Source organism: Pseudomonas brassicacearum, assembly GCF_003732225.1.
In the GTDB taxonomy this organism is placed as follows: Bacteria; Pseudomonadota; Gammaproteobacteria; order Pseudomonadales; family Pseudomonadaceae; genus Aquipseudomonas; species Aquipseudomonas brassicacearum_E.
On the sequence record NZ_MOBJ01000006.1, the window covers coordinates 1 to 25,616 of the forward strand.

Here is a 25,616-nt window from a genome sequence, read left to right on the forward strand (position 1 = left end):
CCCGTTTTCCAGTAGACCGTAAGGCTGCTCCGCTTAAGTGAACAGCATTACGGTTATCCGGGCTTTTTCGTCACTGGGCAGAGCAGCACAGAGCGGTTCTGCCAATCGCTCAAGGAAGTCTTTAGCCTTGAAGCGCGGTCATCAGCGCTTGCACCAACTGACCCCCTTGCGGCGTAGCCCAGCTACCGGCGAGCATACGCTGTAGCGGTCGTCATGCCCGTTTCCTCAGATGCTTCGTGCCGGGCTCATGGCCGGGTAATCGATATACCCCTGCGCGCCCGGTGCGTAGAACGTGTCCTTGTTCGGAACATTAAGCTCAGCGCCTGCGCGAAAACGCTCGGGCAGATCGGGGTTGGCGAGGAATGCGCTGCCAAACACTGCCGCGTCTGCTCGACCATCAGCGATCAAGGTTTCGGCGGAGCGTTGATCGAGCCCGCCACCGATCAGATAGCTGCCGTCGAACAGTGGGCGCAACAAGGCGTGGTAGTCGATGCTGGCGCCGAATATAGCAACGTGCAGATAAGCGAGATTCAAGCCACGCAGCTGCTCGACCAGATAGGTGTAGGTGTGTTGCGGGTTGGCATCGACGATGTCGTTGAAGTTCATTTCAGGGGAAATCTTGATGCCCACACGATCGCTGCCGACTTCGCTCGCCATGGCGTTGAGCACTTCCAACACGAACCGGGCACGGTTCTCAACGGAACCGCCATATTCGTCAGTGCGCTGATTGCTGCCCGTCGACAGGAACTGCTCGGGCAGATACCCGGAGGCTGCGTGCAGTTCGACACCGTCGAAACCGGCCTCTATGGCCAGGCGCGCGGCCTGCCGGTAGCTCTCGATGACAGTGGCAATCTCAACCACGCTCAGCGCATGTGGGGTGACGAAGTCCTGAAGGCCCGTCGCTGTCCAGGTCTGGCCGGCGGGTTTGATCGCGGAGGGGGCTTGTGGCAGGGCGCCTTCAGGCAACAGCGAAGGGTGCGAAATGCGTCCGCAGTGCATCAGCTGCATGAAGATCCGTCCGCCGCGAGCATGTACAGCCTCGGAAACCTGCTTCCAGACGGCCACCTGCTCGGCGGTTTCGATACCGGGGGTGCGGACGTAGCCCTTACCCAGCGCAACAGGGAACACACCTTCAGTGATAATCAACCCGGCACCGGCGCGCTGCGCGTAGTAAGTCGGCACCAGCTCGGTAGGCACCCCGGAGTCATCGGAACGCGAACGAGTCATCGGGGCCATGACCATACGGTTGGACAAGTTATAGCGACCGAGCTGGACTTGAGAAAAAAGCGAATTCATTGCGGTGCTCCTCAGTAAACGACATGGCTATCATTGATCAATCCGAATACGGGATAAACCGGGTAAAATTGAAATGACTGATCCACTGATGGAGCAATGAGATTGGAATTTCTCAACGACATGGCGCTGTTCGTCGAGGTCGTGAAGGCGCGGAGTTTTCGCCGGGCGGCGGAGGCGATGGGGATGCCGAACTCGACGCTGTCGCGCCGGATAAGCGGCCTTGAAAAGGAGATCGGGCTAAGGCTTTTGCATCGCACCACGCGCAAGATCGAGCTGACCGAGGCGGGGCAGTTGTACTTCGATCGCTGCAAACGCATTGTCGAGGAGGCCAGGCTTGCGCACGAGCAGCTAGGCGAAATGCTTGCCATACCCAGCGGTGTACTGCGGGCCTCGTTCCCGGTGGATTTCGCCAATATCTACCTGGCGCCGCTGATTGCGGAATTTGCCCGGCTCTATCCCGGTATCAGCTTCGAGTTCGATCTGACCCCGCGTCAGGTCGATTTGGTGAGTGAGCCGGTTGATGTGGTTATTCGCATTGGCGAGCCTGCAAGTTCGAACCTGATCGCCCGTAAGCTCGCCAGTTTTCGACGCTATCTTTACGCCTCACCCCGCTATCTGGAGCTGTCTGGTGAGCCTGTTCATCCTTCGGATCTGACAAATCACCAATGCCTGCGGCTGCGCGGAACGCGTGCTGACCGCTGGACACTCTCCAGCCGTGAAGGGGAGGTGGAGGTCGAGATTGGCGGTCGATTCGAACTCAACAGCGTGGGAATGATTCGACGTCTGGCAACGCTGGATCTGGGGATCGCATTACTCGCGGAAGGTATCGCTGCGCAGGACGTTGCCAATGGCACGTTGCGCAGAGTCTTGCCGCAGTGGCAGGCCGCGCCCATCCCGGTTTACGCCCTCACCGAGACGCGGCTGTTGCCAGCGAAAACCCAACGGTTTATCGAGTTTCTGCGTGAGCGACTACAAGACGCCTGACGCAGTCCTTACGACGGTTGCGCTGGTTCCGAGACGGGCTTCTGTTATCAGGGAGTTTACGTACCGCCGTCACTGGTTCAGCAGATCGTGAAGAGCAAGTCACAGCCATACGTCGAGCGGGGCTTGGGATTGACTGCGCGGTGTGCCAGGCGTTGAAGCCGTTGGCTATTTATGTGGCGGCTTCCTAGAACTTTTCCCTATTTATCGGTCTATGTGGATAAGCACATAAAGCTCGGTAAGCGCGACCCGAAGGTTTCCCGCAGCCAAATGGCGACACGTCCAATTGTCAATCAGAGGTTGTCTTCGCCCATGAAATTTTATGTCCCACGGATGGTGCTCCTCGGCCTGTTCGCGTTTGCGGCAGTGGGCTCGGCATCAGCAACACAGATGAAGACCTCAAACCCTGTTTTTGCAACTGAAGTCGCAGCCGTTCAGGCTCCGGTCCAGGCTGCCGGAAACCCTTGGCCGACCTTGGCCGGTATGGCCGGCAAGCAGCCAGGGCCGTTGCTTGCCCATGACGACCGATACTGGCATGACGGCCGTTGGCACGATCGTAGAGAAGATTGGCGCCGAGACGAATGGCGCAGAGAGCAAGAGCGCCGGGAAGCCGAACGCCGTCGTGATTGGGAGCGCCATCATGAGCACCGCTACGAGGGCGATCACCGCTACTATCGTCGCTAGGCTCTGTATGAAAACTGCCTGCGCGTCGACCAGGCTGCGTTAAAAACAGGCTCGGACGAACGGAGTGAGAACGTCCGAAGGACGGCCCGAAGGGGCTGCGCAGCGGATAATGCTCATTTAGGGGCCTAAACTCCGCTTCCTCGCCTGTTTTTGCCTTGCCTGATCGCCGCTCGGCGAGTTTTCGTACAGACCCTAGTGCGCAGTCGCGGGATAAATCCGCCGGCGGAAAACTTCAAGGTGACCGCCGTCGCGGCGCCGGTAGTCAGGTGGGGGAGCCCAGTCAACACTCCAATCGATACCGTCCGGTGTAGAGTTGCTCCCGGACACATGATCCTTGTTTCAGTCGTGACTGAGCCCTTGCCGGTTATTGTTACTTCGGTTGCGCCACGGTGCGCAAATAGGGTTTCACCGTCTTGAAGCCTTGTGGGTACTTCTTCCTGGCCTCTTCGTCGGACACCGAAGTGGGAATGATGACGTCGTCACCCGGACGCCAGTTCACTGGGGTGGCGACGGTGTGCTTGGCGTTTAATTGCAGGGAGTCGAGCAGGCGCAACACTTCATCGAAGTTGCGCCCGGCACTCATTGGGTAGATAAGCATCGCCTTGACTTTCTTGTCCGGGCCGACGATGAACACAGAACGCACCGTGGCGTTGTCCACGGCGGTGCGTGTGCCGCCAGAGGCATTCGGGTGAATCATGTCGTAGAGCTTCGCCACGACCAGGTTCTCGTCGCCGATCATCGGATAGTTGACCGCATGGCCCTGGGTTTCTTCGATGTCACCGAGCCAGGCCCGGTGGTCACTGACCGGGTCGACGCTGAGCCCGACGATCTTGGTGTTGCGCTTGTCGAACTCTGGCTTGAGTCCGGCCATGTAACCGAGTTCAGTGGTACATACCGGGGTGAAGTCCTTCGGATGCGAGAACAGAATGGCCCACTTGTCGCCAATCCACTCGTGGAAGTGGAGCGGGCCTTCGGTACTTTCGGCGGTGAAATCCGGTGCTTCATCACCAATGCGGATTGCCATGTTCGATCTCCTTACAGTGACGGGTAGGGAAGTTGCCAGACCCCTGACGGCGGGTCCGACGGCATTCGGTGCCTGCGTTGAGCGTGTCAACGCGAGTCAGTATAGGAGACGCATCAAGACATGCTGACGCGACGGCATCAGCCCACAGAGTCACAGGTAAGAAGTTTGGGTGGGGCAGGATGCTGGATAAGACCGCGGACTCAGGCCTTGCGCAAAACGGGGGATATAAGATCGTTTGATCTGGGCGCAGAAACTGACAGAGGGCAATCCCCGTCATATCTGGATGAATATAAGGAAAATGGCAGGGGCGGCTGGATTCGAACCAACGCATGGCAGGATCAAAACCTGCTGCCTTACCGCTTGGCGACGCCCCTGTATCTGTTGCGATGAGTGCCGGGCACTCTCTTCCTGATTTTGCAGCTTGCGAACAACATCGAGATGTTGCTTTCTTTTGCGACAAGCCCTGTAAGGGTCTCTGCAAGAGTGCGCGGAAATTTATCAACTTTCGCTTCGCTTGGGAAGAGCAAAAAAGCACAAATTGTTTTGAAAACAGCTACTTGCTATTGATCGAGGATCGACCCGGTCACTTCAGCGCCCCACAACTCAATAGTCACCGACCCAAATTCCCGGTTTACGCTCACCCCAGGGCAGCGCCGTCCACTGCAACCGGTTGTCAGGCGTCATTGTGCCCTTGGCGCCGGAGTACAACATGGGTGGCTTTCTGCGACGCAACGAACTGAACGCATTCGTATCCTAGAGCGCGCATGTCAATGCCCTCGAACAGTCGCTCGCCACCGCCCAGCAGGACCGGCGAGATAGCGACGTGCAGCTCATCGATGAGGCCCGCACGAAGATATTGCTGGATAGTGTCAGGTCCGCCGCCAATGCGCACATCCATTCCGTTGGCTGCGTCGCGCGCCCGGTCAAGCGCCTCGTGAACACCGCCCGTGACGAAGTAGAATGTCGTTCCGCCTTCCATCTGGATGGGCGGGCGCGCGTGATGAGTCAAGATGAACGTTGGAACGTGATAGGGCGGGTTGTCCCCCCACCAGCCTTTCCAGTTCATGTCGGGCCAGGAACCGCGAATCGGTCCGAACATGTTTCTTCCGAGAATCCAGGCGCCAACATTCTTGAAGCCCCGCGCAGCGAAGTCGTCATCGACCCCCGTTGTGCCGCCGTCGGCGCCAAACAGAGTCCGTTGGAACGTGCGTGTCGGGACTAACCACTGGTGCAAATCTGTCCCGCCCACGCCGAGCGGATGACTCATGTCCTGATTCGGACCAGCTCCGTATCCGTCAAGCGAGATAGTAAAACCCTCAACTCGGACGCGTGTCATTTTCATGCCTTCCTTTCGATTGACGCCTAACTATCTATTTCGACAGCGATTCTGCTGTATAGCTGCGGTCGCTTCGGTATAGCAGTCCGTAGGAAAATTCACGCAGAACGGCTCCCGGCTTGGTTTTGCATGAATCGCATGCCATTTTTCACCCTACTAAATTGGGATGAAAAGCAGCAGGCCCCCGCAATATGGCATAAGCGTAGTTGATAAGGGCCTGGATGGCAGTAGAGCAAGCGGGCGCGACCGCCCGATCATGGCCAGGGTCGGTTGTTGCCTTTTTGTGCCAGCACTTTTTGTGCAGAGAAGGGCGGTGAGTTCCCGATTATGGAGCATGGATATTCGACTTGAGGCAGGTCTGATCCAAGCGTCGCTCGCATCCCCCAAAAACAAAACGGGCGCCTTGAAGGCTAATGCCAGTCAGTTAAGAGATCCCGGGGGCAACGTATGACCCGTAGCAGCTGGCGAAGCCTGCGTTCGGCTGTGCAACAGTCGTGAATCCTGCCTCCCCGGTCGATCTGGAGGACCGCATGGCATGATTTTACGACTGCTTCGCAGCCGAACGCAGGCTTCGCCAGCTGCTACGGATTGCGTACTGACTTAACTGATCGGCATTCTGGTCGCCGATATGCGACAGGGGGGACTATAGGTGTCGTCGTTGAAGGAGAGATAGGGGCTGAATTCTGAAATTGATGTAGGACATGTGTGGAGGCGCGTCGGGGGGCCACCACTCCTCAGATTGAGCCACATAGCGCATAGGTTTCGCAGGGCAGAGAAGCTATACTCCTGCGCCATGCACACTCCAGATCATATCCGCGAATTGCTCAAAACATGGGTCGCCAAGACCATGCCTCATGCTGAAGACGATGTTTTCATTGGCGAGCTTTGCTTCATCAACAAAGCAAGACGCGCAGACCTTGTACATGCCAATGGCCAGCTAACGGCATTCGAAATAAAATCCGCATCAGATAGCCTGTCCAGGTGGGAAGGGCAGCAAGAGGCTTATCTCACGTGCTTTGATCAGGTTTGGCTTTGCTGTCACTCCAAACACATAGAAAAAGCGTTTGGCGTCACTCATAGAAGCGTTGGGATTCTTGTGGTTGATGATCTAGGATCAATCGCCATGGTTAGGAAAGCAACGCGCAATAAATTGTGTGATAAGTTCACGCTTACAGGTCTTTTGTGGCGATCCGAGTTAGATGAGATTTGTAAAGAATTCAAAGTAGAAACGAAAAGCGCTATGAAAATAAAGGAAGTGCGCCTCGAAGTCGCAGAGGCGCTAGAGTGGGAGCTAATCCGAGATAAGGTTTTAAGCAGGCTTAAAGTTCGTTACTCAGCAGGTCAGAGTATGTCGTCAATAGAGAGAGCGTCGCTATTATCTTCGTCTGACTGTAAAAGGTAAGTGCCTTATATTGATTCGAGAATCTCACGTTTCCGTTGAAGAAACTCTGTCTCGTCAATTAGCCCCTTTTGCTTAAGGTTGGAGAGTTTCTGTAGTCGGTTTTCGACGGAGTCTGTCAACGGTGTTTCGTTTTTGTGTTGGATTTGTTGATGTGCAGCTGCGCAAGCGGCGTTGATGTCATTCATCAATGCCACTTCATCAAAGAGAGTATTGCCTTTTTTATCGCGCATTAGATTCGAATAGACACGGCCTAGCGCTAAGGCCCTTTCTCTCAGATCTGCGTTAGCTGGTTGCTGCTTAAGTTGGCTCAATGCCTCTCGATACTTCTGGAGTGCGATTTTTTTTGCTTTTTCAGCTTGCATTGCCATGTAAACAATGCCAGCAAATATCAGTCCTACAATCCATAACCACATCATGTTTAATTCCTTTTTTATTTGACTCTGTTATTTTTTTGCCTTCAGGCAAGGGGTCATTATCGATGGTAATGAATTGCCATCATTGGGTCTACTTTTTGTGTTCGTTCTAGCTACAGGTTGTTGGTGATGTGGTTTAACTTATTGAAAATATTAATAATGCTGACAGCCGTTTTTACGAATGGTAGGGATTCAATTTCCTAGAGATTGTTCTCTTCCTGCATTCCGTCATCCCGTAGAATCTCTAGTCACAGACACACCTATCCCGAGACGGAACCTCCCACCCATGCAAGCACCCACCACCCAACGCCCCCTCTGGCAAACCTACCTCCTGTTCCTCGCCCCCATGGTCCTGTCCAATTTCCTCCAATCCATGTCAGGCACAATCAACAGCATCTACATCGGCCAAATGCTCGGCACCCAAGCCCTGGCCGCCGTGTCCGGGATGCTCCCGATCGTGTTTTTCTTCATCGCCCTGGTCATCGGTCTCGGCGCGGGTGCGGGCGTGTTGATCGGTCAGGCCTGGGGCGCGCGGGAGCCGCAGATGGTCAAGGCCATTGCCGGGACGACGTTGCTGTTGGGGGCGATGATCGGGTTGGGGGCGGCGGTGGTGGGGAGTGTGTTTGCGCGGCCGGCGTTGCAGGGGTTGGGCACGCCGGTGGATGTGCTGGATGATGCGGTGGCGTATGCGCGGGTGATGATGTGGATCTTGCCGTCGCTGTTGGTGTTTGTGTTGTTCACGCAATTGTTGCGTGGGGTCAGCGATACGCTGTCGCCGCTATTGGCGCTGGTGGTGTCGACGTGTGTCGGGCTGGCGCTGACGCCGGCGTTGATTCTCGGCTGGTTTGGGTTGCCGCAGATGGGGATTCAGAGTGCGGCGTTTGCCGGGTTGGCGGGTAACCTGTCGGCGATGGGGTTGTTGGCGTGGCGGTTGCTTCGCAAGGGGCATCCGTTGGCGCCGGATCGGGCGTTTTTTGCGGCGATGCGGCTGGACATGGAGATCCTCGGCAAGGTGCTGCGCATCGGTCTGCCCACGGGGTTGCAGATGGTCGTGCTGTCGCTGTCGGAGTTGGTGATTCTGGCGCTGGTGAACCAGCATGGTTCCCAGGCGACGGCGGCGTACGGGGCGGTGACGCAGATCGTCAATTACGTGCAGTTCCCGGCGCTGTCGATTGCGATCACGGCATCGATCCTCGGCGCCCAGGCCATCGGAGCAGGGCGCATTGAGCGGATTGGGCCGATCCTGCGCACGGGGTTGTTGATCAACGTGTGGCTGACCGGTGGCCTGGTGGTGTTGGGTTACCTGCTGTCGCACTGGTTACTGGGGTTGTTCCTCACCGATCCATCCACCCGGGCCATGGCTGAACACCTGCTGCACATCATGCTCTGGAGTCTGTTGGTGTTCGGTTTCCAGGCGATCATCGGCGGCATCATGCGCGCCAGCGGCACGGTGATGGTGCCGGTGACGATTGCGATCGTGTGCGTGGTCGGGGTGCAGTTGCCGGTGGCGTATTTACTGGATGCGCGGTTCGGATTGCAAGGAGTGTGGATGGCGTTTCCGGTGGCGTATCTGGGGATGCTGATGTTGCAGACGGCGTATTACAAAATCGTCTGGCAGCATCAGAAAATTGAACGGTTGGTGTAAGACGGAGCCAGGCTCCATGCCCGAACGAAGAACCCGGGCATGGGCCTACAGGACGAAATCCAGCCCCGCGTCGATCAATGTCCGCCCACCACCAGATGGCTGAACGGCGCCACATACGCCTGCAATGTGACTAGCCCACCGACCAGAATCGCCAGCACGATGGAGTGGAAAAACACATAACGCAGGATTTCCCCTTCATGGCCATACCAGCGGGTGGCAGTGGAGGCGACCACGATGGATTGGGCGTCGACCATCTTGCCCATGACCCCGCCGGAACTGTTGGCGGCGGCCATCAATATCGGGCTGATGCCCAGTTGTTCCGAGGTCACCCGTTGCAAGCCGCCGAACAGCACGTTGGACGCCGTGTCCGAGCCGGTCAAGGCAACGCCGAGCCAGCCGAGCAGGGTGCCGAACATGGGGTAGAAGATCCCGGTAGCGGCGAACGCCAGGCCCATGGTCGCGTCCAGTCCGGCATAGCGGGTGATGAAACCGAGGGCGAGCATGGCCGCGATGGTGATCAGCGAATAGCGCACCACCCACAGTGTTCGCAGGTATTGGCTCACCAGTTGCGGGATGGAGTAGCCCATCAGCAGTCCGCCGAAGATCGCCGCCAGCAAGATGCCGCTGCCGGTGCTGGTGAACCAGGTGAATTTGTAGATCGCTTCCTCAGGCTTAGGCTGCGGCACCACGGGCGGAACCTTCTCGACCTGCAAGTGCAGGGTGGTGAAGGTCAGGGCCGGCGCGAAAATCGGGTTCGCCTCGCTCATTGGCTTACCTTGGGGATCGAGCTTGGCCGAGTGGGTTTGCGGGTCCATGGCCGGGCGGGTATCGAACATGTTTTTGAAGCCCTGGGTGCCCCACGCAAAGACGAAGACCGTGAGGATGATCCACGGCATCCACGCGCGCATGACGGCGGGCCGGGCATCGCTGGCAAAGGTCGCACTGGCCAGCGGTTTTTCGTCCTGGGATTCATCTATTTTTGAGTCGTCGACTCGCCCCGACAAGGCGGCGGAGGTGTGCACGCGGGCGGGTTTCCAGACCTTGAGGAAACCGGTCAGGCAGGCCATGGAAATCAGCGCGGCGATCACGTCCACCAGCATCGGTCCGTGGTAGTTGGACACGAAGAACTGCGGCACCGCGAAGCTGACCCCGGCCACCAGAATCGCCGGCCAGATTTCCAGCATCTTGCGCCAACCGGCAAAGGCCCAAATCAACCAGAACGGCACCAGCACCGAGAAGAACGGCAGCTGCCGGCCGACCATCATCGACAGTTCCATTTCATCCAGCCCGGTGACCTTGGCCAGGGTGATGATGGGCGTGCCCAGGGCGCCGAATGCCACCGGCGCAGTGTTGGCGATCAACGCCAGGCCAGACGCGGCCAGAGGCGAGAAGCCCAACCCGATCAGAATGGCCCCGGTCACGGCCACCGGCGTGCCGAACCCGGCCGCCCCTTCGAAGAACGCGCCGAAGCAAAAGGCGATCAGCAGCAATTGCAGACGGCGATCGTCGGTGATGCGCGCGAGGGAGTCTTGCAGGACTTTGAACGAGCCGTTTTCAGTGGTCAGCCGATGCAGGAAGATGATGTTAAGCACGATCCAGCCAATCGGTAGCAGACCCGTGGCGGCGCCTAACAGTGCGGCGGAACCGGCCATGTTCGCCGGCATGCCAAAGGCAAAGATCGCAATCAGCAAGGCCGTGCTCAGCGCCAGCAATGCCGCCAGATGCGCCTTCACATGGAAAAACGCCAGGGACGTGAGCATCACTACCACCGGTAACGCCGCCATGAGCGTCGAGACCACCGGGTTACCGAAAGGATCGTAGACTTGCTGCCAGACCATGTTCCACCTCTGCTTCTTATTGTTGGCAGTGCAGGCCCCAAGGGGGGAGGTGAAATTGAGTATAGGTGGCATTGCTCGGCGGGCTGGCAGGCCTGCGCGTGGCTGAAATCGGGGATGCAGGCTCCCGTGGATGGCGAGTCACAGGCTCGACCATCCACCGTTTCCGAGTACAAGCAACGCTCGTTACACCCAGCGGGGGCTCATCACTGACGTGCGTCGTACACTGTTAGTGATCAGCAGGTGCCTCAGCTTGAATGAGGATCGCTTGGGCCAGATCTGCGTCGCTGGCCTTGAGGTCTGGATGTTCGAGTCGAATCCGTTTCAACTCCGACTCCAGATAGGCGCCGCGAATCGTGCCTCCACTCGCCACGAAGCTGGAGGCGTCATCGCGGGCGGAAACGACCAATTTGTGGTCCTTGAACGTTGAGTACAGCGACGCGGAAACCCCTGCCGAGGTGGCGACATCACGCGCATCCACACGGGCCAGGGCCGAACCAAAGGGCAGACAACAAAGTATTAGCGAAGAGATGACAAATGTGCGACGCATGACGGCGTCCTCCGAAAGGGTGAAGCAACGGATGTGTTACATATTTTTGGATGTGTGGCGTCAGCCAGGAGTTCCCTGTTGTCGGCATATCCGCGCACAAAGCAGGGGATTGCGCGGACGATCGGGTTGATGCACAGCGGCAATTGCTGCCTGCGGTCAGTCTGTTGGAATGATCTGACTAGCGCGGTGTCGACCGAATAGCGGAGTCGCAAAATTGACTCAGTCAGAAGGTTCGACCATGCGCCTGATATGGATAGCCACCTGCCTCGCAATAGCTCTTCTCGGGGGCCAGGCGAGAGCGGCCGATCAGGCGCAAAACAAGGAAGCGGCGGTGGACAAGGCGCAGGTCCTGGAACAGAAAACTGCAGAACAGGGCAGTGTGGCACCTGTGTCCAAGTCCGAGACGATCACGCCTTCTGAAGCGCAGGCGGTCGATCCGGCAGGCAAAGCACCTTTGAAGGATGCAATCACCTGCCTTTCACGCACTATTTTCTGGGAGGCGAAAGGCGGAGAGTCGGCCGACATGGAAGCCGTCGCCAACGTCGTGTTGAACCGAATCGGCCATGAGGGCTTTCCAGGTACCGTTTGCGAGGTGGTCAAGCAAGGCTCGGAAAAGCATGCCTGCCAGTTTTCGTGGTGGTGTGATCGGCGTTCGGATCATGCGGACGAGGATGCTCCCTACGCGGCTGCCACGGAAATAGCGCGTAAAGCGCTTAATCACCAACTCACGGACCGAACCCATGGCGCCATGTATTTCCATGCCCGGCACATGAAGCCCGCCTGGGCCAGGAAATACATCAGGACCGCCGAGACCAAAAAATTTCTGTTCTATAAGCCGCATGACGGTACCGCACGATAGGCGCGTTTGTGCAGGCTTCGTCAGGATGCAAACATGGCGAAGCACCCCGCGCAGTGCCAGTATGCGTGGCAGTTATCGGCATTTTTCGGGTGCGCAACATGGACACCTCCGGGCGCTTGTCATCACTGACCGCCAACCGTCTGCGGGCCTTGCACCGAGAAGGTTTCGTGGTGCTGCCCGGTGTGCTGGATAGCACCCAAATTACCACGCTGCGCAATGCTATCGATGGCTTGAAACCCGAGCACTGGGACTACAGTGGCCTGCTCGATCATTACAAGTGTGTGTTCAACCGCGACCCGTTTTGGCTACCGTTTCTCGACCTGAGCGGGATCATCGAACTGGCCGAGGCTGCCCTGGGAGACGATTGTCACATCATTGGCCAGACCGCCTGGCGCTGCCATCCCGGTTTCGTCGGGGCCGAACTGCATCTGGATTACCTGGTGATGGAGTTGCCGCAAAGCCTGCTGGCCGACCCTGCCTTCGAATTGCCGATGCAGATCTGCACCGCGCATTTCTACCTCGACGATATCGACGCCGACCTCAGTCCCACTCGGGTGATCCCCGGTAGCCACCGAGCCGGGCGGCCGCCTGCTCGTGGCGAAAACCAGTGGCATGGCTGTACGGCGAAGCCGCTGCTGTGTCGGGCCGGCGATGTTCTGATGTTGCGCAGTGAGCTATGGCACGCCGGTAGCGACAACCGAACCCTCGACCGCACGCGCTACCTGTTGCAGGTGCACTATGGCCGGCGCATGGTGGCGCAGAAGTTTTCGCCCTACCTGCATTGGCACTTCAACCCCAGCGTGCTGGCTGCCGCGACGCCACGGCAACGGCGCCTGTTGGGAGAGCATCAGGAAGCGGAATACGACTGACCCGTTTTCGCGACTGCCTGCATAGCGGGTGTCTCACGCTCCAGGTGGCGTCATTTGTAGATCGGTACTGAACCCGACCCGGACCGTTGTCGGGCCTCTGCTTGCAGACGGTTGCCCAATTCCGCAATTTTTGCTTCCCCGGCTTTCAACGCTTCCGGGCTGGTGTGCACGGAGTAATTACCCATCTTCAGGTCGTGCGGGTGAGGAATGGCCGAGCCCAGCACAAACACCGCATCTTGCTGATCCCCGGCCTCAAGTTTCAATGCACCATTACCTGGCTCGAAGACGACGAGTTCTCCGGCCTGGATAAGCTCCGGCGAATGGACCGTTCCTCGACTGACGCTGAGCCAAAGAATCTCGTGTCCAGACGGTGGCTGATACTCCCAGCGTTGGCCCGCAGCCAGTGTCACCAACAGATAGTTCAGGCCCGAGGGGGCACGTACAGGGCTTTGGATACCCTGGTAGTTTCCTACGATGACGCGCGCCGGCCCAACCTGTGGGATGGCAGATGCTTCCAGGTACTGGCTGTCGACAGGTGCGTTTTCCAGGTCGGCGGGCAGCGCGATCCAAAGCTGAAACCCCTGAATCCGCTTCGAGGTGCCGGCAGACATTTCTTTACCATGCCAGACACCCGCGCCTGCACGCATCCATTCGACTCCGCCGTAGCCAATGAGTCCGGTACCTGCGTCCGGATCGTCAAAACGCAGATTGCCTTCAGTGATCACGGTAATGGTCGCGATCCCCGAATGGGGATGCAGCGGCATGTTGCCAATGAACGAGGAGTCCGCTGCGAACAGATCGAGAAACACAAACGGCTTGAGTAAATGACCGAGGTCCGAGGGACTCATGAGTCGAACAATGGGGCCGTGCCCATGACCACGGGTGCGCAGGCTTATGCTGCGCGAGGTATCGTTTTGAAGAGCGGTAAGGGGATTCAATGTCGCTGTTGAAAGTGTCATGTCGCACCCTTGCTGGATAGCTTTACGAAATTAGGGTAAGCGTATCCCGCCGGTTATACGTTGATAAGCGCTTATAATTGGCTTGAACTCGTCCATTTTTGGAAGTAATACGGTGCAGGATCTCAATGAAGTTGCGATCCTGCGCGAGAGTTTGCGCACCGGGCGGCTGATCCAGGTTTTACCTGACTCCTGCAGACACGAAAAAGCCCGCACAGGGCGGGCTTGGGAAATTGAGTAGGTGACCGGTGCTGGTCTCCGGCTTACAAGGTTTATCAGGACTCTGACAGAACAGTTTTGTGCTGCTCTGCTTCACACGGCATAAGGGCTGGATCTCAGCGCGGAGATCTTTCTAACCGTGTACCCTTCGGAACGCGCCCCACGTTTCCTCGCCATCCTCTTGCGCATCAGTCTGCGTCTTCACCTACATGTTCAGAATAGCAAAAAGTTCGAAGCGCAAGCCGGACTTTTTAGACCGTTTTTATTCATGGGGAAGCGCGGCAGGATGGAAAAATGCTATCGCCAATAGGCTCCTAGAACCAGGTCTCCATCTGCGCTCCGAATTGCCAGTTCCCGCCAGACTTGAAACCCTTCTGACCAAAATCGTCTGTTGCGCTGAAGTTATCGAGGTCCCTGGACCAGTTCATGTAAGTGGCGAACAGGCGCAATTCAGGACGAGCGAAGAAGTCTCCGGTTTGCATCTTGAACGTGGGCGCGAACGTGAGTTTCCAGTAGTCGCCATTGGCTGTTTGTCGACCCTTATAGCCAAGCGCATTCAGGTCCATCGTCTGCCAGCTCAGCTCATATTGCATTTCGAAGTTGCTGGTCAGTTCATTGGCCAAGCGCAGGTTGAGCGTCACATAGCGATAGTCGTCGCCGGGGACATAGCGATCCTTGCTGTGCTCGGCAATCATCGTCGGTGCGATGCGCCAATCCTGATTCAGGCGAGTATGGCCATAGAGCGCCAGTCGCACTGTCTGAGCCTCGTCCAGCAGGTCACCGTCGGCACCGATGCTGTTGACCTCCGCCCCCAACCCCTTGCCATACAGCAGCGCAGCTTTGAAGTAGCCCTCACGGCCGAAAAAATCTGGCCGATGGTAGGCGAGCATGCCATGCGTACCGCTTGCGGCGGGGCTAAACCCTGCCTTGTTCACCCGGGAATCTGTGGCGAATGCCTGTTTGCTCTTTTCGTTCAGGCTGGCGTCGTTCTGGCCCGAGGAAATGCCATTGAGCATGATTTGCCAGCGCCCCTCATCGAAAAATTGATTGAGGGTGGCGACATAGCTCCTGATGTCCTTGTTTTCCTCGGTACCGAAGTCGCCGTAGGAGCGGCTCATCAGCGATGCATTGATGCGCCAGTCATCGGTCAGGCGCACGTCGTAGATACCACCACCGGTCCCGGCAAGGAACACGATCCCCCTGTCGAGCCAATGGACGTCGAAATTGTCCCGATCAAAGCGCTTGCCCGCCCACAGCGTTGCATCGCGCAACAGCGGGTTGTCTCGAAAGGACGCCAGATGGTCCAGTTCGGCGTAGACCTGCCGCACGTTGAGTGAGCTTTCTGCTGCGGTCCAGTCATTGGGTGTTTCGAGACCGTCGGCGAGCATCAAGGTGTATTTCGAATGCGTACCGTTGCCGGCTTGGCTTTCCTTCGAAAACTTCGCCTCCACGTAGGTATCGACTTCATTGCCAAGCCTGCCAACGGCACCGCCCACGGAGCCTGCGGGAGTTACGTAGGGGCCGCCATGACCGGCACCTGATCCGTTGGTCACTATCCCGGAGCGGGCATATCCACCGAACGTGAAGCCATCGCTCAGATGCTCGGTCGAACTGGCTGAAGACGCGGTCATCGGGGGAGGGGTTTCAAGGACCTGCTGGTTCGCCTCTATCCGGGCAACGCGCTCATTGAGGGACGCTTGAGCGGTCGCCGGCGGAGGAATCGCGATTTGCTGATTGAGTTGCTCGACTTCCTTGCGCAATCGAGCTGCGTCAGCTTCTGCCAGCAAGGCTCGGGCCTCGGCGACGGAGGTTCTGGCTTCAAGCCTGGCAAGACGTTCCTCAATGCTTTGCACCGGTGCGGCGAGCAGTTGAGTGGAGAGAAAAAGCAAAGAAATGCCAGCCAAAGGCCGACAGACCACAGCACTCATAGGTAACCCTCTTGTTTTTGTATTCGGGTACTGCAAAGACCTGTTGAACAGATCCTTATCCCCACCCCTGGTACTCGGATCCACTTGACAACGAACAGGGAGAGGACGCGTAATGCACCGCGATGTTAACGTTAACTTAAATAAAAACAAGAGGGTCGTCACATGCAGCTATCAGTCAAACGTGAGTACTGGCTCATCAGTGGTTTGCTGTTTTTTTTCTTTTTTTCGTGGTCATCCAGCTACTCGCTGTTCTCGATATGGCTTCATCGAGTCATCGGTCTGAATGGAACGGAAACCGGGTTCATTTTTGCCGCCAACGCCATTGCGGCACTGCTGATTCAACCGTTCTATGGCGCTCTGCAGGATCGGCTTGGCTTGTCGAAAAAGTTGCTGGTATGGATTGGCGTACTGCTCTGCGCCTCGGCCCCCTTTGCGATCTACGTGTACGCCAACCTATTGGCCCAGAACGTGGTGTTGGGGGCCGTGGTCGGGGCGGCTTTCCTGGCGTTTGCCATGCTCGCGGGCGTGGGCGTCATCGAGTCCTATACCGAGCGACTGTCGCGTCACGCGGGCTTCGAGTTCGGCACTACCAGAATGTGGGGTTCGCTGGGCTGGGCCAGTGCGACGGGCGTCGTCGGCGTGGTCTTCAACATTGACCCGGACATTGCGTTCTATATGAGCAGCGCCGCCGGGATCGTATTTTTGCTGATCCTGTTCCAGCTGGATCTGACCCGGTTCAAAAAGCCACAAATGCAAACGGGTGGTGAAGCAGCCATGCCAGTGCGGCTTAACGATCTTTGGAAGTTGCTGACACTGCCGCGCTTCTGGGCATTCAGCTTGTACCTGACCGGGGTTTGTGGAATCTACATGATCTACGAACAGCAGTTTCCCGTGTATTTCTCTTCGTTTTTTTCAACCCCGGAGGAGGGTACCCGGGCCTATGGCTACCTGAATTCATCCCAGGTTTTGCTCGAAGCCGTCTTGATGTTGTTCGCGCCATGGGTGGTCGGCCGTACAGGCGCCAAGTATGGATTGATCCTGGCTGGCAGCATCATGTTCGTCCGTATTCTTGGCTCCGGATTGGCAACGGATGCCTGGACCATCGCCGCCTGCAAGATGTTGCACGCCCTTGAAGTCCCCATCCTGCTGGTCTCGGTATTCAAATACATTTCGTTCAACTTTGATTCGCGGCTGTCGGCCTCGATCTATCTGGTGGGATTCCAGTTCGCCCAGCAATTGACCGCGATGCTGCTGTCGCCACTTGTGGGCTACGGCTACGACCATGTTGGTTTCTCGAGCGTTTATGTAGCGATGGCTGGCCTGGTAGGCAGTTGCCTGCTGCTGTCATGGTCGTTGTTACGCGCGGACCCTGTCCGCCAATCATCCCAGGCAAGAGCTCTTGATTCGATAGAACTTCCTGCCATGGCTCAATCAGCCAACCGTTACGAACCCTAGTAAGGATCAAGCCATGCACGCTGCATTGCTGGACGAAGCGCATCGCGCCATCGAAAAAAAACTCCCCGAACGCGGCAACGACTATCGCCTCGGCTATCACCTGTCGCCCCCGGCCGGATGGATGAATGACCCAAATGGGCTGGTCTATTTTCAAGGCGAATACCACGTGTTCTACCAGCATCATCCTTACTCGGCGCAGTGGGGGCCGATGTACTGGGGCCACGCCAAAAGCAGCGATCTGGTGCACTGGGAGCATCTGCCGATAGCGCTGGCCCCCAGCGACACTTACGATCGAGACGGTTGTTTTTCCGGATCGGCTGTCGTTGCCGGCGATACGCTTTATCTGATCTACACCGGGCACACCTGGTTAGGGGAGCCGGGTGATGACCAAAAAATTCACCAGGTGCAGTGCCTGGCCAGCAGCACGAATGGCCTCACGTTCACCAAGCATGGGCCTGTGATCGAAACGCCACCGCATCCGGATATCATGCATTTCCGCGACCCGAAGGTCTGGAAGCGCGCAGACCAATGGTGGATGGCGCTTGGCGCTCGTCAAGGGGACGACCCGCAGCTTTTGCTCTATCGCTCCGAGGACCTGCATCATTGGGATTACCTCGGCTGTGCCCTGGACGGCCAACGCGAGTCTGACGGTTACATGTGGGAGTGTCCGGACGTATTCGAACTGGATGGATGCGACGTTTTTCTGTACTCGCCGCAAGGTCTGAAGCCCAGTGGGTACGACAACTGGAACAAATTCCAGAACAGCTATCGATTGGGCCAATTGGACAACTCCGGCTGCTTCATCGAGAGCAGCCGGCTGCGCGAGCTCGACCACGGTCACGATTTTTATGCCGCACAAACCCTGCTGGCTCCGGACGGACGCCGCTTGCTCTGGGCATGGATGGACATGTGGGACAGTCCTATGCCGAGTCAGGAACAGCACTGGTGTGGGGCGCTGTCGTTGCCGCGTGAAGTCAGCCGCGACGGCGACCGGCTACGCATGCGTCCGGCACGTGAGCTGACAGCGCTACGGCAGTCACGACAAACGCTGGACATAGGGAAGCTCGAGTCGCAGCACCGTACTCTTGACGTTCGCGGTGCTCTGCTGGAGTTTGAGCTCGAACTGGACCTGGCCGGCAGCACAGCCGAGCGCTTTGGTTTGGCGCTGCGCTGTAGCGAAGACCAGCAGGAACGGACATTGCTGTATTTCGATGCCATGGCCCGCCGCCTGATACTCGACAGGCAACACTCGGGAGCTGGCGTGAGCGGTGTTCGTAGCGTACCTGTGACGTCGGAGCAAACGCGGATCGCTCTGCGGATTTTCCTCGATCGCTCGTCCATCGAGGTTTTCGTCGACGACGGCGCTTATAGTCTGAGCAGCCGGATTTACCCTCGGCCCGACAGCCTTGTTGTCAGCGCTTTCGCGGTCAACGGGGCGGGGGTGTTCGGGGAGATTTCTGTCTGGAGCCTGGCCGATCTCAAGCTCTGAGCACCCCAGGCATTCCATTCGTGCAGCCTGCTGCCGGGCATCGTGTTGTCATGCTTTTGCCAAGCATGACATGATGCCCGGCCAGACAAACAACGGCACCCGCGAATGGCTTCAGTTAAAGATGTCGCACGGCTGGCGGGGGTTTCCTTCATGACCGTTTCCAGGGCGCTCAACACCCCGGAAAAACTCAACCAGGAAACCCTGACGAAAGTTCGTCAAGCGGTCGAGGCCCTGGGATACGTCCCCAGCCTTTCTGCGCGCAAGATCCGTGGCGGTCACTCCAGTGGCAAGACCATTGGAGTCTTCGCGCTTGATACCGCGACAACCCCGTTCGCCGTAGAAATGCTGCTTTCAATGGAGCGCACGGCACGAGAAAACGGCTGGAACGTCTTTATTCTCAACGTGTTCGAGACTCCACCGAGTCAGCAAACCATCGACCTGATGCTCTCGCATCAGCCCGACGGGATCATCTTCAGTGCCATGCAGCTTCGTACCGTCGAGATTCCCCAGGTGCTCCGCAGCCTGCCGCTGGTACTCAGCAACTGCATGAGTTCAGAGCCAGGCGTGGCCTGTTACGTACCCGATGACGAAGACGGTCAGTACCAGGCCGTACGGCAGGCGCTGAAGCGTGGCTACCGGCATCCGTTGTGCATCAATCTGCCGCAAAGCAGTCTCGCCTGGGAGTTGCGTCAGCAGGGATTGGTTCGCGCCCTCGCAGAGTCCGGTGTGTCCCTGAACAGTGTTCCCCAATACAACCTGTCGACCGATGACGCCTATGAGGAAACGGTTGTAGCGCTGGAGCAGCAATTGCGGGGGGCGGATGGAAAGCCGGCCTTCGACCTGCTTATTTGTGGCAACGACCGCATTGCGTTGGTCGCTTATCAATATCTGCTCAGTCGCGGTCTGCGCATTCCCGCCGAGGTGGCGGTACTTGGTTACGACAACATGATCGGCGTTGCCGAGTTGTTCTATCCACCGCTGAGCACCGTGCAACTCCCGTATTACGAAATGGGCCGCCGTGCCGCTCAGCACTTGATCGAATGCAGGAATGAACCCTCTATCCATAGGGTTTCGTGCCCCCTCGTGGACCGTAAGTCCTGGTGACAGCTGCCACGGCTGAAAGGCTCCCCCTTGCCGTTACAACCCGGTATCGGGTGGCGTTATCCGTGCCAGCATCACCGTATATTCTTCGGCTGCAATTTGACGAAATTTCATTCGGGTGATGGCCTGACGTTGTAGGTCATTGTCATCGGGGAAAAGGCGAATGGCCGCGTTCTGGACGATCGCATCGGGTGCCTCGATCCGCGGAAACGGTCCGTCGTACTTTTCGGAGGAGTTCTCGGTTGGCACCGCTGGGGTATCGAGTGCCCGTACCAGCAGGAAAACCGGGACGACATCTGCAAGCCCCACCGGAAGTAGCCTGGCCGCGTTTTCTCCCAGATGGCGCCGCACGATAGCCTGAGAGCCCAGGCGCAAGGTGAACCTGAAGGGGAATCCGCTGCGGATTGAAAGCAATACCGGATCAGCCGCGGCAACCTGCTCGATTGAGTTAATACCCTCTGACTCCAGCGTCGCAACCACAGGCAGCGTCACGCCTTCAAGGACAAGCAACTTGTCTGAACTGCCGTCCCTCTTGTCCTGGTCGGTGAGTTGGGGAAAGCCCAGTCTTCGCACGACCTTCATCAGCGGATCTATCGGCAAGGTACCCAAAGCAAAGGCGGTGACGATGTGCAGGCCATCTCCAGCGCCGGCATTCATGATCACCAAAGCAAGAGGAATGGCCAGAAACAGGCGCAGGGAGTACCAATACACATCGGAAATGTTCAGTGATTTGCGGCGGATACTGAGGACCGAGTCGCTCACGACAAACATGAAAGCCCCCGCCAGCGAGCTAACCAGCAGTGGAATCCCGAGCTTATACACGCACGCCACTTGAAGCGTGTGGTCGCAGTTCGGGATGACGTAGTTGGAGGCGACCAAGGCTGCCGCGGCATAAGCCACCATCAAGAGAATGATGAAAGGCACAATAAACGGCACCAATCCATATTGCTCATGGTAGATCCGCGCAAACAAACGCTCGCACAGTTCCGGGTTGTTGTCGGAGCAGGCTCGCCAATCACCCACTGAACCGGTCTGACTCAGCTTGCCTTCGTCCTGGAGTGAATGGATCAGACTGGTCGACCAGAAACGTTGCAGATAGGCCGCCAGGGCACCGCCCTTCAAGCTGTTCTGGAATTCGCTGTAGCGGGTAAACCAGCCCAGGCTCAGAAACATGATGAGTGGGGCGCCACAGATCACCGTGGCGAAGGCAGTGAGTACCACCACCAGATGCAGGATTGCGCCATCAAGTCCGACCACTTCGACCATGAACAACCGACCGACACCATTGATGAACAACAGAATCAGCGCAAGAAGCAGGGCCCGTTGCCGTGGTCTCAGGTGCGACTCTTTGAACAGATAAGTCCTTTGCCTACCACCGTAAGGCTCTTCCATGGGCTTACTCACCGGACTTCTCCTGACAAACTGAGGTGTTTCTACGGATAACGCTAGCAATGGAAACAGGTTCGTCCAGAATGTCACCGCCCCATGTTAGGTTGTTTTTGAATAACGCCAATTTCCGACTGGAAACAGCGGCTCAAATCATCGAGGGTATGCTCTCGATCCGCGATAGGCCCGGACAGTGAGGTCGATGAATAGGCCCGCCGCCGTGACGCTTTGGTTTTCCCAGCGTCTATGACTTTTATAGCCAGTATTGGCTCTCGGCATCTTGGAAGAGGGAGATATTTATGATCGTTAAACCGCGCGTTCGTGGTTTTGTTTGTGTGACTACCCACCCCACTGGCTGCAAAGCCAACGTCAAGAATCAGATCGACTACGTCCGTGCACAAGGACAGATCACCGATGGGCCAAAGAATGTCCTGGTGCTTGGTGCATCGACCGGCTACGGACTTGCTGCACGCATCACGGCGGCTTTTGGTTGCGGTGCCAAGACACTGGGTGTGTTCTTCGAGCGTGAAAGTGTTGAGGGCAAACTCGGCACCGCCGGCTGGTACAACACCGCCGCTTTTCACTCGTTTGCCGAATCAGAAGGCCTCTACGCCAAGAGCATCAACGGTGATGCGTTCTCCGATGAAGTCAAGCGCCTGACCATCGAGACCATCAAGCGCGACATGGGTAAGATCGACCTGGTGGTCTACAGTCTCGCCGCACCGCGTCGTACCGATCCGAAAACCGGTGAAGTCTACAGCTCGACGCTCAAGCCGATCGGCAAGTCGGTTACCCAGCGCGGCCTGAATACCGACAAGGAAGAGGTCAACGTGACCACCTTGGCCGAAGCGACCCAGGAAGAAATCGACGGTACCGTCAAGGTCATGGGTGGCGAAGACTGGCAGATGTGGATCGACGCCCTGCACGAAGCGGGCGTTCTGGCCGAGGGGGCGAAAACCACTGCGTTCACTTACCTGGGCGAAAAGCTGACGCACGACATTTACTGGAATGGCTCCATTGGCGCGGCCAAGAAGGACCTGGATCAGAAAGTCCTGAGTATTCGTGAGCGATTGGCGGATCTGGGCGGCGATGCGCGGGTCTCGGTATTGAAAGCCGTAGTGACCCAGGCCAGTTCGGCGATCCCGATCATGCCGCTGTATCTGTCCTTGTTGTTCAAGGTCATGAAAGAGCAGGGCACACACGAAGGGTGCATCGAGCAGGTCTACGCGCTCTACAAAGACAGCTTGTTCGGCCATCCTCCCGTCATGGATGAAGAAGGGCGTCTGCGCGCGGATTACAAGGAATTGGCGCCTGAAGTTCAGGACCGCGTCAAGCAACTCTGGGATCAGGTCAGCAATGACAACCTTTACGAACTCACCGATTTTGCCGGTTACAAGGCGGAATTCCTGCGTCTGTTCGGTTTTGGGATCGAAGGGGTGGACTACGAGGCTGACGTCGATCCGGACGTCAAGATCTCCAATCTGGTTCAGGCTTAAGTCTCAAGAGTAGGAAAGAAGGGGGCGGATTTATTTTTCAAATAAGTCCGCCCCTTTTGCTTTCAGCCTTTCGAGGCGAGGTCAATCAACCACGAACAACTTCGCCCCTGTCACCGTCGACGACCTGTGAGGCTCAGCGTTATCCGCCACCTGATAGCTCATGCCGGGTTTAAGCACAAATTGGCGGCCATCCTCGAGTTCGGTGTGCAGTTCGCCTTCAAGGCACAGCAGGATGTGGCCCTTCGAGCACCAGTGGTCTGCCAGGTAACCGGCGGTATATTCGACCATTCGGACGCGAATTGCGCCGAACTGGCGGGTGCGCCAATAGGCGCTGCCGCGTTCGCCGGCGTGGACGGTGGGTTCGATGGTCGACCAGTCGGTCGTGCCGAACGGGATGGCTGTTATATCCATGGCGAGCTCTTGAAGTCGGGAGAGTGAACCGATTTACCCAGCTGGAGGTGAGTTGTCAAATGACGGCGCTTCTTCAGAAACTGAACCCATGCTGTCCGAGCGTAATGTTTCATTATGTTTCGGGTGGTCTGGCGGCGTAGGATGGTTATCTCGGATCGTGCATCGCCTCGTTTCCAGCCAAGGGGAACTGAAAAATGAAGTTGAACCTCGTCAAAGCCTTTTTGATCACCGGCACGTTGTTGTTGAGCGCGTGCTCTGGCGTGACAACCAGCAGCTGTTTTTCAGAGGACTGCCATCAATTCGACGGCCATAGCGCCAACAAGATGAGCTTTGGCGGTAGCGCGATCGGCAACAACTTTAATCAATACAGTTCGGGGCTGCTGCAGCACGACTGATTAGGCAATTTGCAAACCAGATACGCCGATGGCAATCATCGGCGTACTGATCCAGTTGCCTTCACAACCCTAAACGTAGGGCTGGCCACTGAATCCCCGTGGGAGCCGTTGCTGGCCCGGCATCTCGCTGAGTCTTTTGATCCAGGACGCGCGCCAGTCAATCGCGGCATGTGGGACTTTGGCTCTACGCGCCGCTCGGCGTGCAGCGTTGCGAGCGTCTTTTCGGGCGTCCTTGAACGCGTCGGTATTACGGCAGCTACGGCATTTGACGCGGGCAAATTCGGTCGTGGACGTGAGGTTGCTGCCATGGCGGCCGCAGGCCAGGTGCCCGGCAGTCTTATAGTGAGTCACCATCGGTGGATCTCCTTCGCAATGATTTCGGCATAGCGCAAGGGTCACTTGCCATCTCCATATCGGTGACTCTGCACTGTCTGGACTCGCTCCCCGTTCAACGGTGTGAGGATGGTCAGAGGCCGCGATCCCATTACTATTAATGACACCGGTGTGACCGCCGCGTTCGATCTGAAATGTCGAGGGTTGCACGGGGTAATGCCAGGATCGTCCGAACGCGTTTCCCTGTAGGAGCTGCCGCAGGCTGCGATCTTTTCGGACAGCCAACTCCATGGCCGGGCGTGTATCAGCTCTCGCCATCAAAGGCTCGCTGGAGTGTGGCGATGTCGAGTTTCTTCATCTTCAACATCGCCTGCATGGCGCGCTGGGATTTCGTGGTGTCTCTGTCGGTCATCATTTCCATCAGCGCGACGGGCACGATTTGCCAGGACAAACCGAATTTGTCCTTGAGCCAGCCACATTGCTGGGCCTGTTTGTCGCCGCCAGCCGACAGCGCGTTCCAGAAGTGGTCGACTTCATACTGGGTGTGGCAGTTGACCTGAAACGAGATGGCCTCGTTAAAGCGAAACACCGGGCCGCCGTTGAGCGCGGTAAAGGTCTGGCCATCCAGTACGAAACTGACGGTCATCACCGACCCCTCGGGCCGGCCGTGGAGCTCGAAACCGGCCTTGCCATAGTGGGTGATGGCGTTAATGGTCGAATGTTCGAACACCGAACAGTAGAACTGTGCGGCGGCTTCGGCCTGATCGTCGAACCACAGGCAGGGCGTGAGTTTCTGAATGCGCGACATGAAGGTTCTCCCTATGAATGATCAGGCTGGACTATTAGCGTAGTCAGTCGATGGTCGTGCGGAGTCGCCGTCAATCGACAAGGCAAGAGTATTTGTATGTGGAGTCTGCGTTTTCGAGCGTACTTCCTGGTCGGCGAAGCCCTTTTTTGTGACCGGTGGTCGCGCAAATCAAGGTCTCGGGAAAATTGCGCTTAGCTCAATGGATAAACCGAGGCGCGCGTAGGCACTCGTTGCCACAGTGACGCCGTGAAAGGACACCGTGAGTGACTGAGGAAATCGCCGTGCTGACGTTCAATATCAATGGCAAAGACCAACCCCTTGAAGTGCCCGGCGACATGCCGCTGTTGTGGGTATTGCGTGATGTCGCGCATTTGACCGGCACCAAATTCGGCTGCGGAATGGCCCAGTGTGGCGCCTGCACCGTGCACGTCGACGGTGCGCCGTTGCGTTCCTGCATCACCCCGGCGGCGGCTGTCGCCAACGGGCAAAAAATCCTCACCATCGAAGGCCTGTCGAGCGACGGTTCGCACCCGGTGCAGCGCGCCTGGGCCGAGATCGACGTGGTGCAATGCGGTTACTGTCAGTCGGGGCAGATCATGTCGGCAGCGGCTTTGTTGGCGAAAATCCCGTCGCCGAGCGACAGCGATATCGATCAGGCACTGTCGGGCAATATCTGTCGGTGCGGGACCTATCCGCGCATTCGCGCAGCGGTCAAACGTGCTGCGCAAATCGGGGAGGCATGACA

The 25,616-nt window shown here is 57.4% G+C and carries 24 protein-coding genes and 1 tRNA gene; 12 read left to right on the forward strand and 13 right to left on the reverse strand.

Features of this window, described 5'->3' with window-relative positions; translation table 11 throughout:
• Positions 1-225: 225 nt before the first annotated feature.
• On the reverse strand, positions 226-1,296 hold the full coding sequence (locus tag BK659_RS06910; RefSeq protein ID WP_123424351.1) for an alkene reductase: 1,071 nt from the start codon (positions 1,294-1,296) through the stop codon (positions 226-228).
• A 102-nt stretch (positions 1,297-1,398) separates the two neighbouring features.
• Between BK659_RS06910 and BK659_RS06915 the strand changes: the two genes are divergently transcribed.
• On the forward strand, positions 1,399-2,280 hold the full coding sequence (locus BK659_RS06915) for a LysR family transcriptional regulator (RefSeq protein WP_123424352.1): 882 nt from the start codon (positions 1,399-1,401) through the stop codon (positions 2,278-2,280).
• A gap of 309 nt (positions 2,281-2,589) precedes the next feature.
• Entirely contained in the window at positions 2,590-2,961 is a 372-nt protein-coding gene (locus BK659_RS06925) for a hypothetical protein (protein WP_123424353.1), read from the forward strand.
• Positions 2,962-3,331: 370 nt separating this feature from the next.
• Here the strand turns inward: BK659_RS06925 and BK659_RS06930 are convergent, their stop codons facing one another.
• The 3 genes from BK659_RS06930 to BK659_RS06940 all read right to left on the reverse strand — a co-directional run bounded on the left by BK659_RS06930 (position 3,332) and on the right by BK659_RS06940 (position 5,327).
• Entirely contained in the window at positions 3,332-3,985 is a 654-nt protein-coding gene (locus tag BK659_RS06930) for a peroxiredoxin (RefSeq protein ID WP_123424354.1), read from the reverse strand.
• A gap of 299 nt (positions 3,986-4,284) precedes the next feature.
• A tRNA-Gln gene (locus tag BK659_RS06935) sits at positions 4,285-4,359 on the reverse strand.
• Positions 4,360-4,658: 299 nt separating this feature from the next.
• A complete protein-coding gene (locus BK659_RS06940; RefSeq protein WP_221178141.1) occupies positions 4,659-5,327 on the reverse strand; it encodes a dihydrofolate reductase family protein in 669 nt (222 codons plus the stop codon).
• A gap of 787 nt (positions 5,328-6,114) precedes the next feature.
• Between BK659_RS06940 and BK659_RS06945 the strand changes: the two genes are divergently transcribed.
• The gene (locus BK659_RS06945; RefSeq protein ID WP_148050418.1) at positions 6,115-6,723 is read left to right on the forward strand and encodes a sce7726 family protein; all 609 of its coding nucleotides are present in this window, start codon (positions 6,115-6,117) and stop codon (positions 6,721-6,723) included.
• Between the two features lie 5 nt (positions 6,724-6,728).
• Here BK659_RS06945 and BK659_RS06950 read toward each other — a convergent pair whose 3' ends face one another.
• Entirely contained in the window at positions 6,729-7,139 is a 411-nt protein-coding gene (locus BK659_RS06950) for an SHOCT domain-containing protein (RefSeq protein WP_123424356.1), read from the reverse strand.
• 283 nt (positions 7,140-7,422) lie between these two features.
• On the opposite strand from BK659_RS06950, the gene BK659_RS06955 reads away from it, so the two are divergent.
• Positions 7,423-8,781 (forward strand): MATE family efflux transporter, encoded by a 1,359-nt coding sequence (locus BK659_RS06955; protein WP_123424357.1) that lies wholly within the window; start codon positions 7,423-7,425, stop codon positions 8,779-8,781.
• A 74-nt stretch (positions 8,782-8,855) separates the two neighbouring features.
• Here the strand turns inward: BK659_RS06955 and BK659_RS06960 are convergent, their stop codons facing one another.
• Both BK659_RS06960 and BK659_RS06965 read right to left on the reverse strand, forming a co-directional pair.
• Positions 8,856-10,619 carry an L-lactate permease gene (locus tag BK659_RS06960; protein WP_123424358.1) on the reverse strand — a complete coding sequence of 588 codons (1,764 nt, stop codon included), beginning with the start codon at positions 10,617-10,619 and terminating at the stop codon, positions 8,856-8,858.
• A gap of 226 nt (positions 10,620-10,845) precedes the next feature.
• Positions 10,846-11,166, reverse strand: a complete 321-nt coding sequence (locus tag BK659_RS06965; protein WP_123424359.1) for a DUF2388 domain-containing protein — start codon at positions 11,164-11,166, stop codon at positions 10,846-10,848.
• Positions 11,167-11,404: 238 nt separating this feature from the next.
• Between BK659_RS06965 and BK659_RS06970 the strand changes: the two genes are divergently transcribed.
• Together BK659_RS06970 and BK659_RS06975 are read left to right on the forward strand one after the other, a co-directional pair.
• Positions 11,405-12,025, forward strand: a complete 621-nt coding sequence (locus BK659_RS06970) for a cell wall hydrolase (RefSeq protein WP_123424360.1) — start codon at positions 11,405-11,407, stop codon at positions 12,023-12,025.
• Positions 12,026-12,123: 98 nt separating this feature from the next.
• Complete coding sequence (locus tag BK659_RS06975; RefSeq protein WP_123424361.1) at positions 12,124-12,894, forward strand: phytanoyl-CoA dioxygenase family protein; 771 nt, start codon at positions 12,124-12,126, stop codon at positions 12,892-12,894.
• A gap of 50 nt (positions 12,895-12,944) precedes the next feature.
• Here BK659_RS06975 and BK659_RS06980 read toward each other — a convergent pair whose 3' ends face one another.
• Both BK659_RS06980 and BK659_RS06985 read right to left on the reverse strand, forming a co-directional pair.
• Entirely contained in the window at positions 12,945-13,853 is a 909-nt protein-coding gene (locus BK659_RS06980; protein ID WP_123424362.1) for a pirin family protein, read from the reverse strand.
• A 530-nt stretch (positions 13,854-14,383) separates the two neighbouring features.
• Positions 14,384-15,997, reverse strand: coding sequence for a carbohydrate porin (locus BK659_RS06985; RefSeq protein WP_123424363.1), 1,614 nt, complete (start codon positions 15,995-15,997; stop codon positions 14,384-14,386).
• 162 nt (positions 15,998-16,159) lie between these two features.
• Between BK659_RS06985 and BK659_RS06990 the strand changes: the two genes are divergently transcribed.
• The 3 genes from BK659_RS06990 to BK659_RS07000 all read left to right on the forward strand — a co-directional run bounded on the left by BK659_RS06990 (position 16,160) and on the right by BK659_RS07000 (position 20,045).
• Positions 16,160-17,452 carry an MFS transporter gene (locus BK659_RS06990; RefSeq protein WP_123424364.1) on the forward strand — a complete coding sequence of 431 codons (1,293 nt, stop codon included), beginning with the start codon at positions 16,160-16,162 and terminating at the stop codon, positions 17,450-17,452.
• 13 nt (positions 17,453-17,465) lie between these two features.
• Positions 17,466-18,941: a glycoside hydrolase family 32 protein gene (locus BK659_RS06995; RefSeq protein WP_123424365.1), complete on the forward strand. Its 1,476-nt coding sequence runs from the start codon at positions 17,466-17,468 to the stop codon at positions 18,939-18,941.
• Positions 18,942-19,046: 105 nt separating this feature from the next.
• Positions 19,047-20,045 (forward strand): LacI family DNA-binding transcriptional regulator, encoded by a 999-nt coding sequence (locus tag BK659_RS07000; RefSeq protein WP_123424366.1) that lies wholly within the window; start codon positions 19,047-19,049, stop codon positions 20,043-20,045.
• Positions 20,046-20,078: 33 nt separating this feature from the next.
• On the opposite strand, the gene BK659_RS07005 is transcribed toward BK659_RS07000, so the two are convergent.
• Positions 20,079-21,434, reverse strand: a complete 1,356-nt coding sequence (locus BK659_RS07005; RefSeq protein ID WP_221178142.1) for a hypothetical protein — start codon at positions 21,432-21,434, stop codon at positions 20,079-20,081.
• Between the two features lie 293 nt (positions 21,435-21,727).
• Between BK659_RS07005 and fabV the strand changes: the two genes are divergently transcribed.
• Positions 21,728-22,924, forward strand: coding sequence for an enoyl-ACP reductase FabV (gene fabV, locus BK659_RS07010; protein ID WP_123424367.1), 1,197 nt, complete (start codon positions 21,728-21,730; stop codon positions 22,922-22,924).
• Positions 22,925-23,005: 81 nt separating this feature from the next.
• Here fabV and BK659_RS07015 read toward each other — a convergent pair whose 3' ends face one another.
• Positions 23,006-23,335 carry a DHCW motif cupin fold protein gene (locus BK659_RS07015; RefSeq protein ID WP_123424368.1) on the reverse strand — a complete coding sequence of 110 codons (330 nt, stop codon included), beginning with the start codon at positions 23,333-23,335 and terminating at the stop codon, positions 23,006-23,008.
• A 194-nt stretch (positions 23,336-23,529) separates the two neighbouring features.
• Here BK659_RS07015 and BK659_RS07020 point away from each other — a divergent pair, with 194 nt between their 5' ends.
• A complete protein-coding gene (locus BK659_RS07020) occupies positions 23,530-23,730 on the forward strand; it encodes a hypothetical protein (RefSeq protein ID WP_123424369.1) in 201 nt (66 codons plus the stop codon).
• Positions 23,731-23,799: 69 nt separating this feature from the next.
• Here the strand turns inward: BK659_RS07020 and BK659_RS07025 are convergent, their stop codons facing one another.
• Positions 23,800-24,084, reverse strand: coding sequence for a hypothetical protein (locus tag BK659_RS07025; protein WP_123424370.1), 285 nt, complete (start codon positions 24,082-24,084; stop codon positions 23,800-23,802).
• 283 nt (positions 24,085-24,367) lie between these two features.
• The gene (locus BK659_RS07030) at positions 24,368-24,871 is read right to left on the reverse strand and encodes a VOC family protein (RefSeq protein WP_123424371.1); all 504 of its coding nucleotides are present in this window, start codon (positions 24,869-24,871) and stop codon (positions 24,368-24,370) included.
• A 281-nt stretch (positions 24,872-25,152) separates the two neighbouring features.
• On the opposite strand from BK659_RS07030, the gene BK659_RS07035 reads away from it, so the two are divergent.
• The gene (locus tag BK659_RS07035) at positions 25,153-25,614 is read left to right on the forward strand and encodes a (2Fe-2S)-binding protein (protein WP_123424879.1); all 462 of its coding nucleotides are present in this window, start codon (positions 25,153-25,155) and stop codon (positions 25,612-25,614) included.
• Positions 25,615-25,616 lie beyond the last annotated feature (2 nt).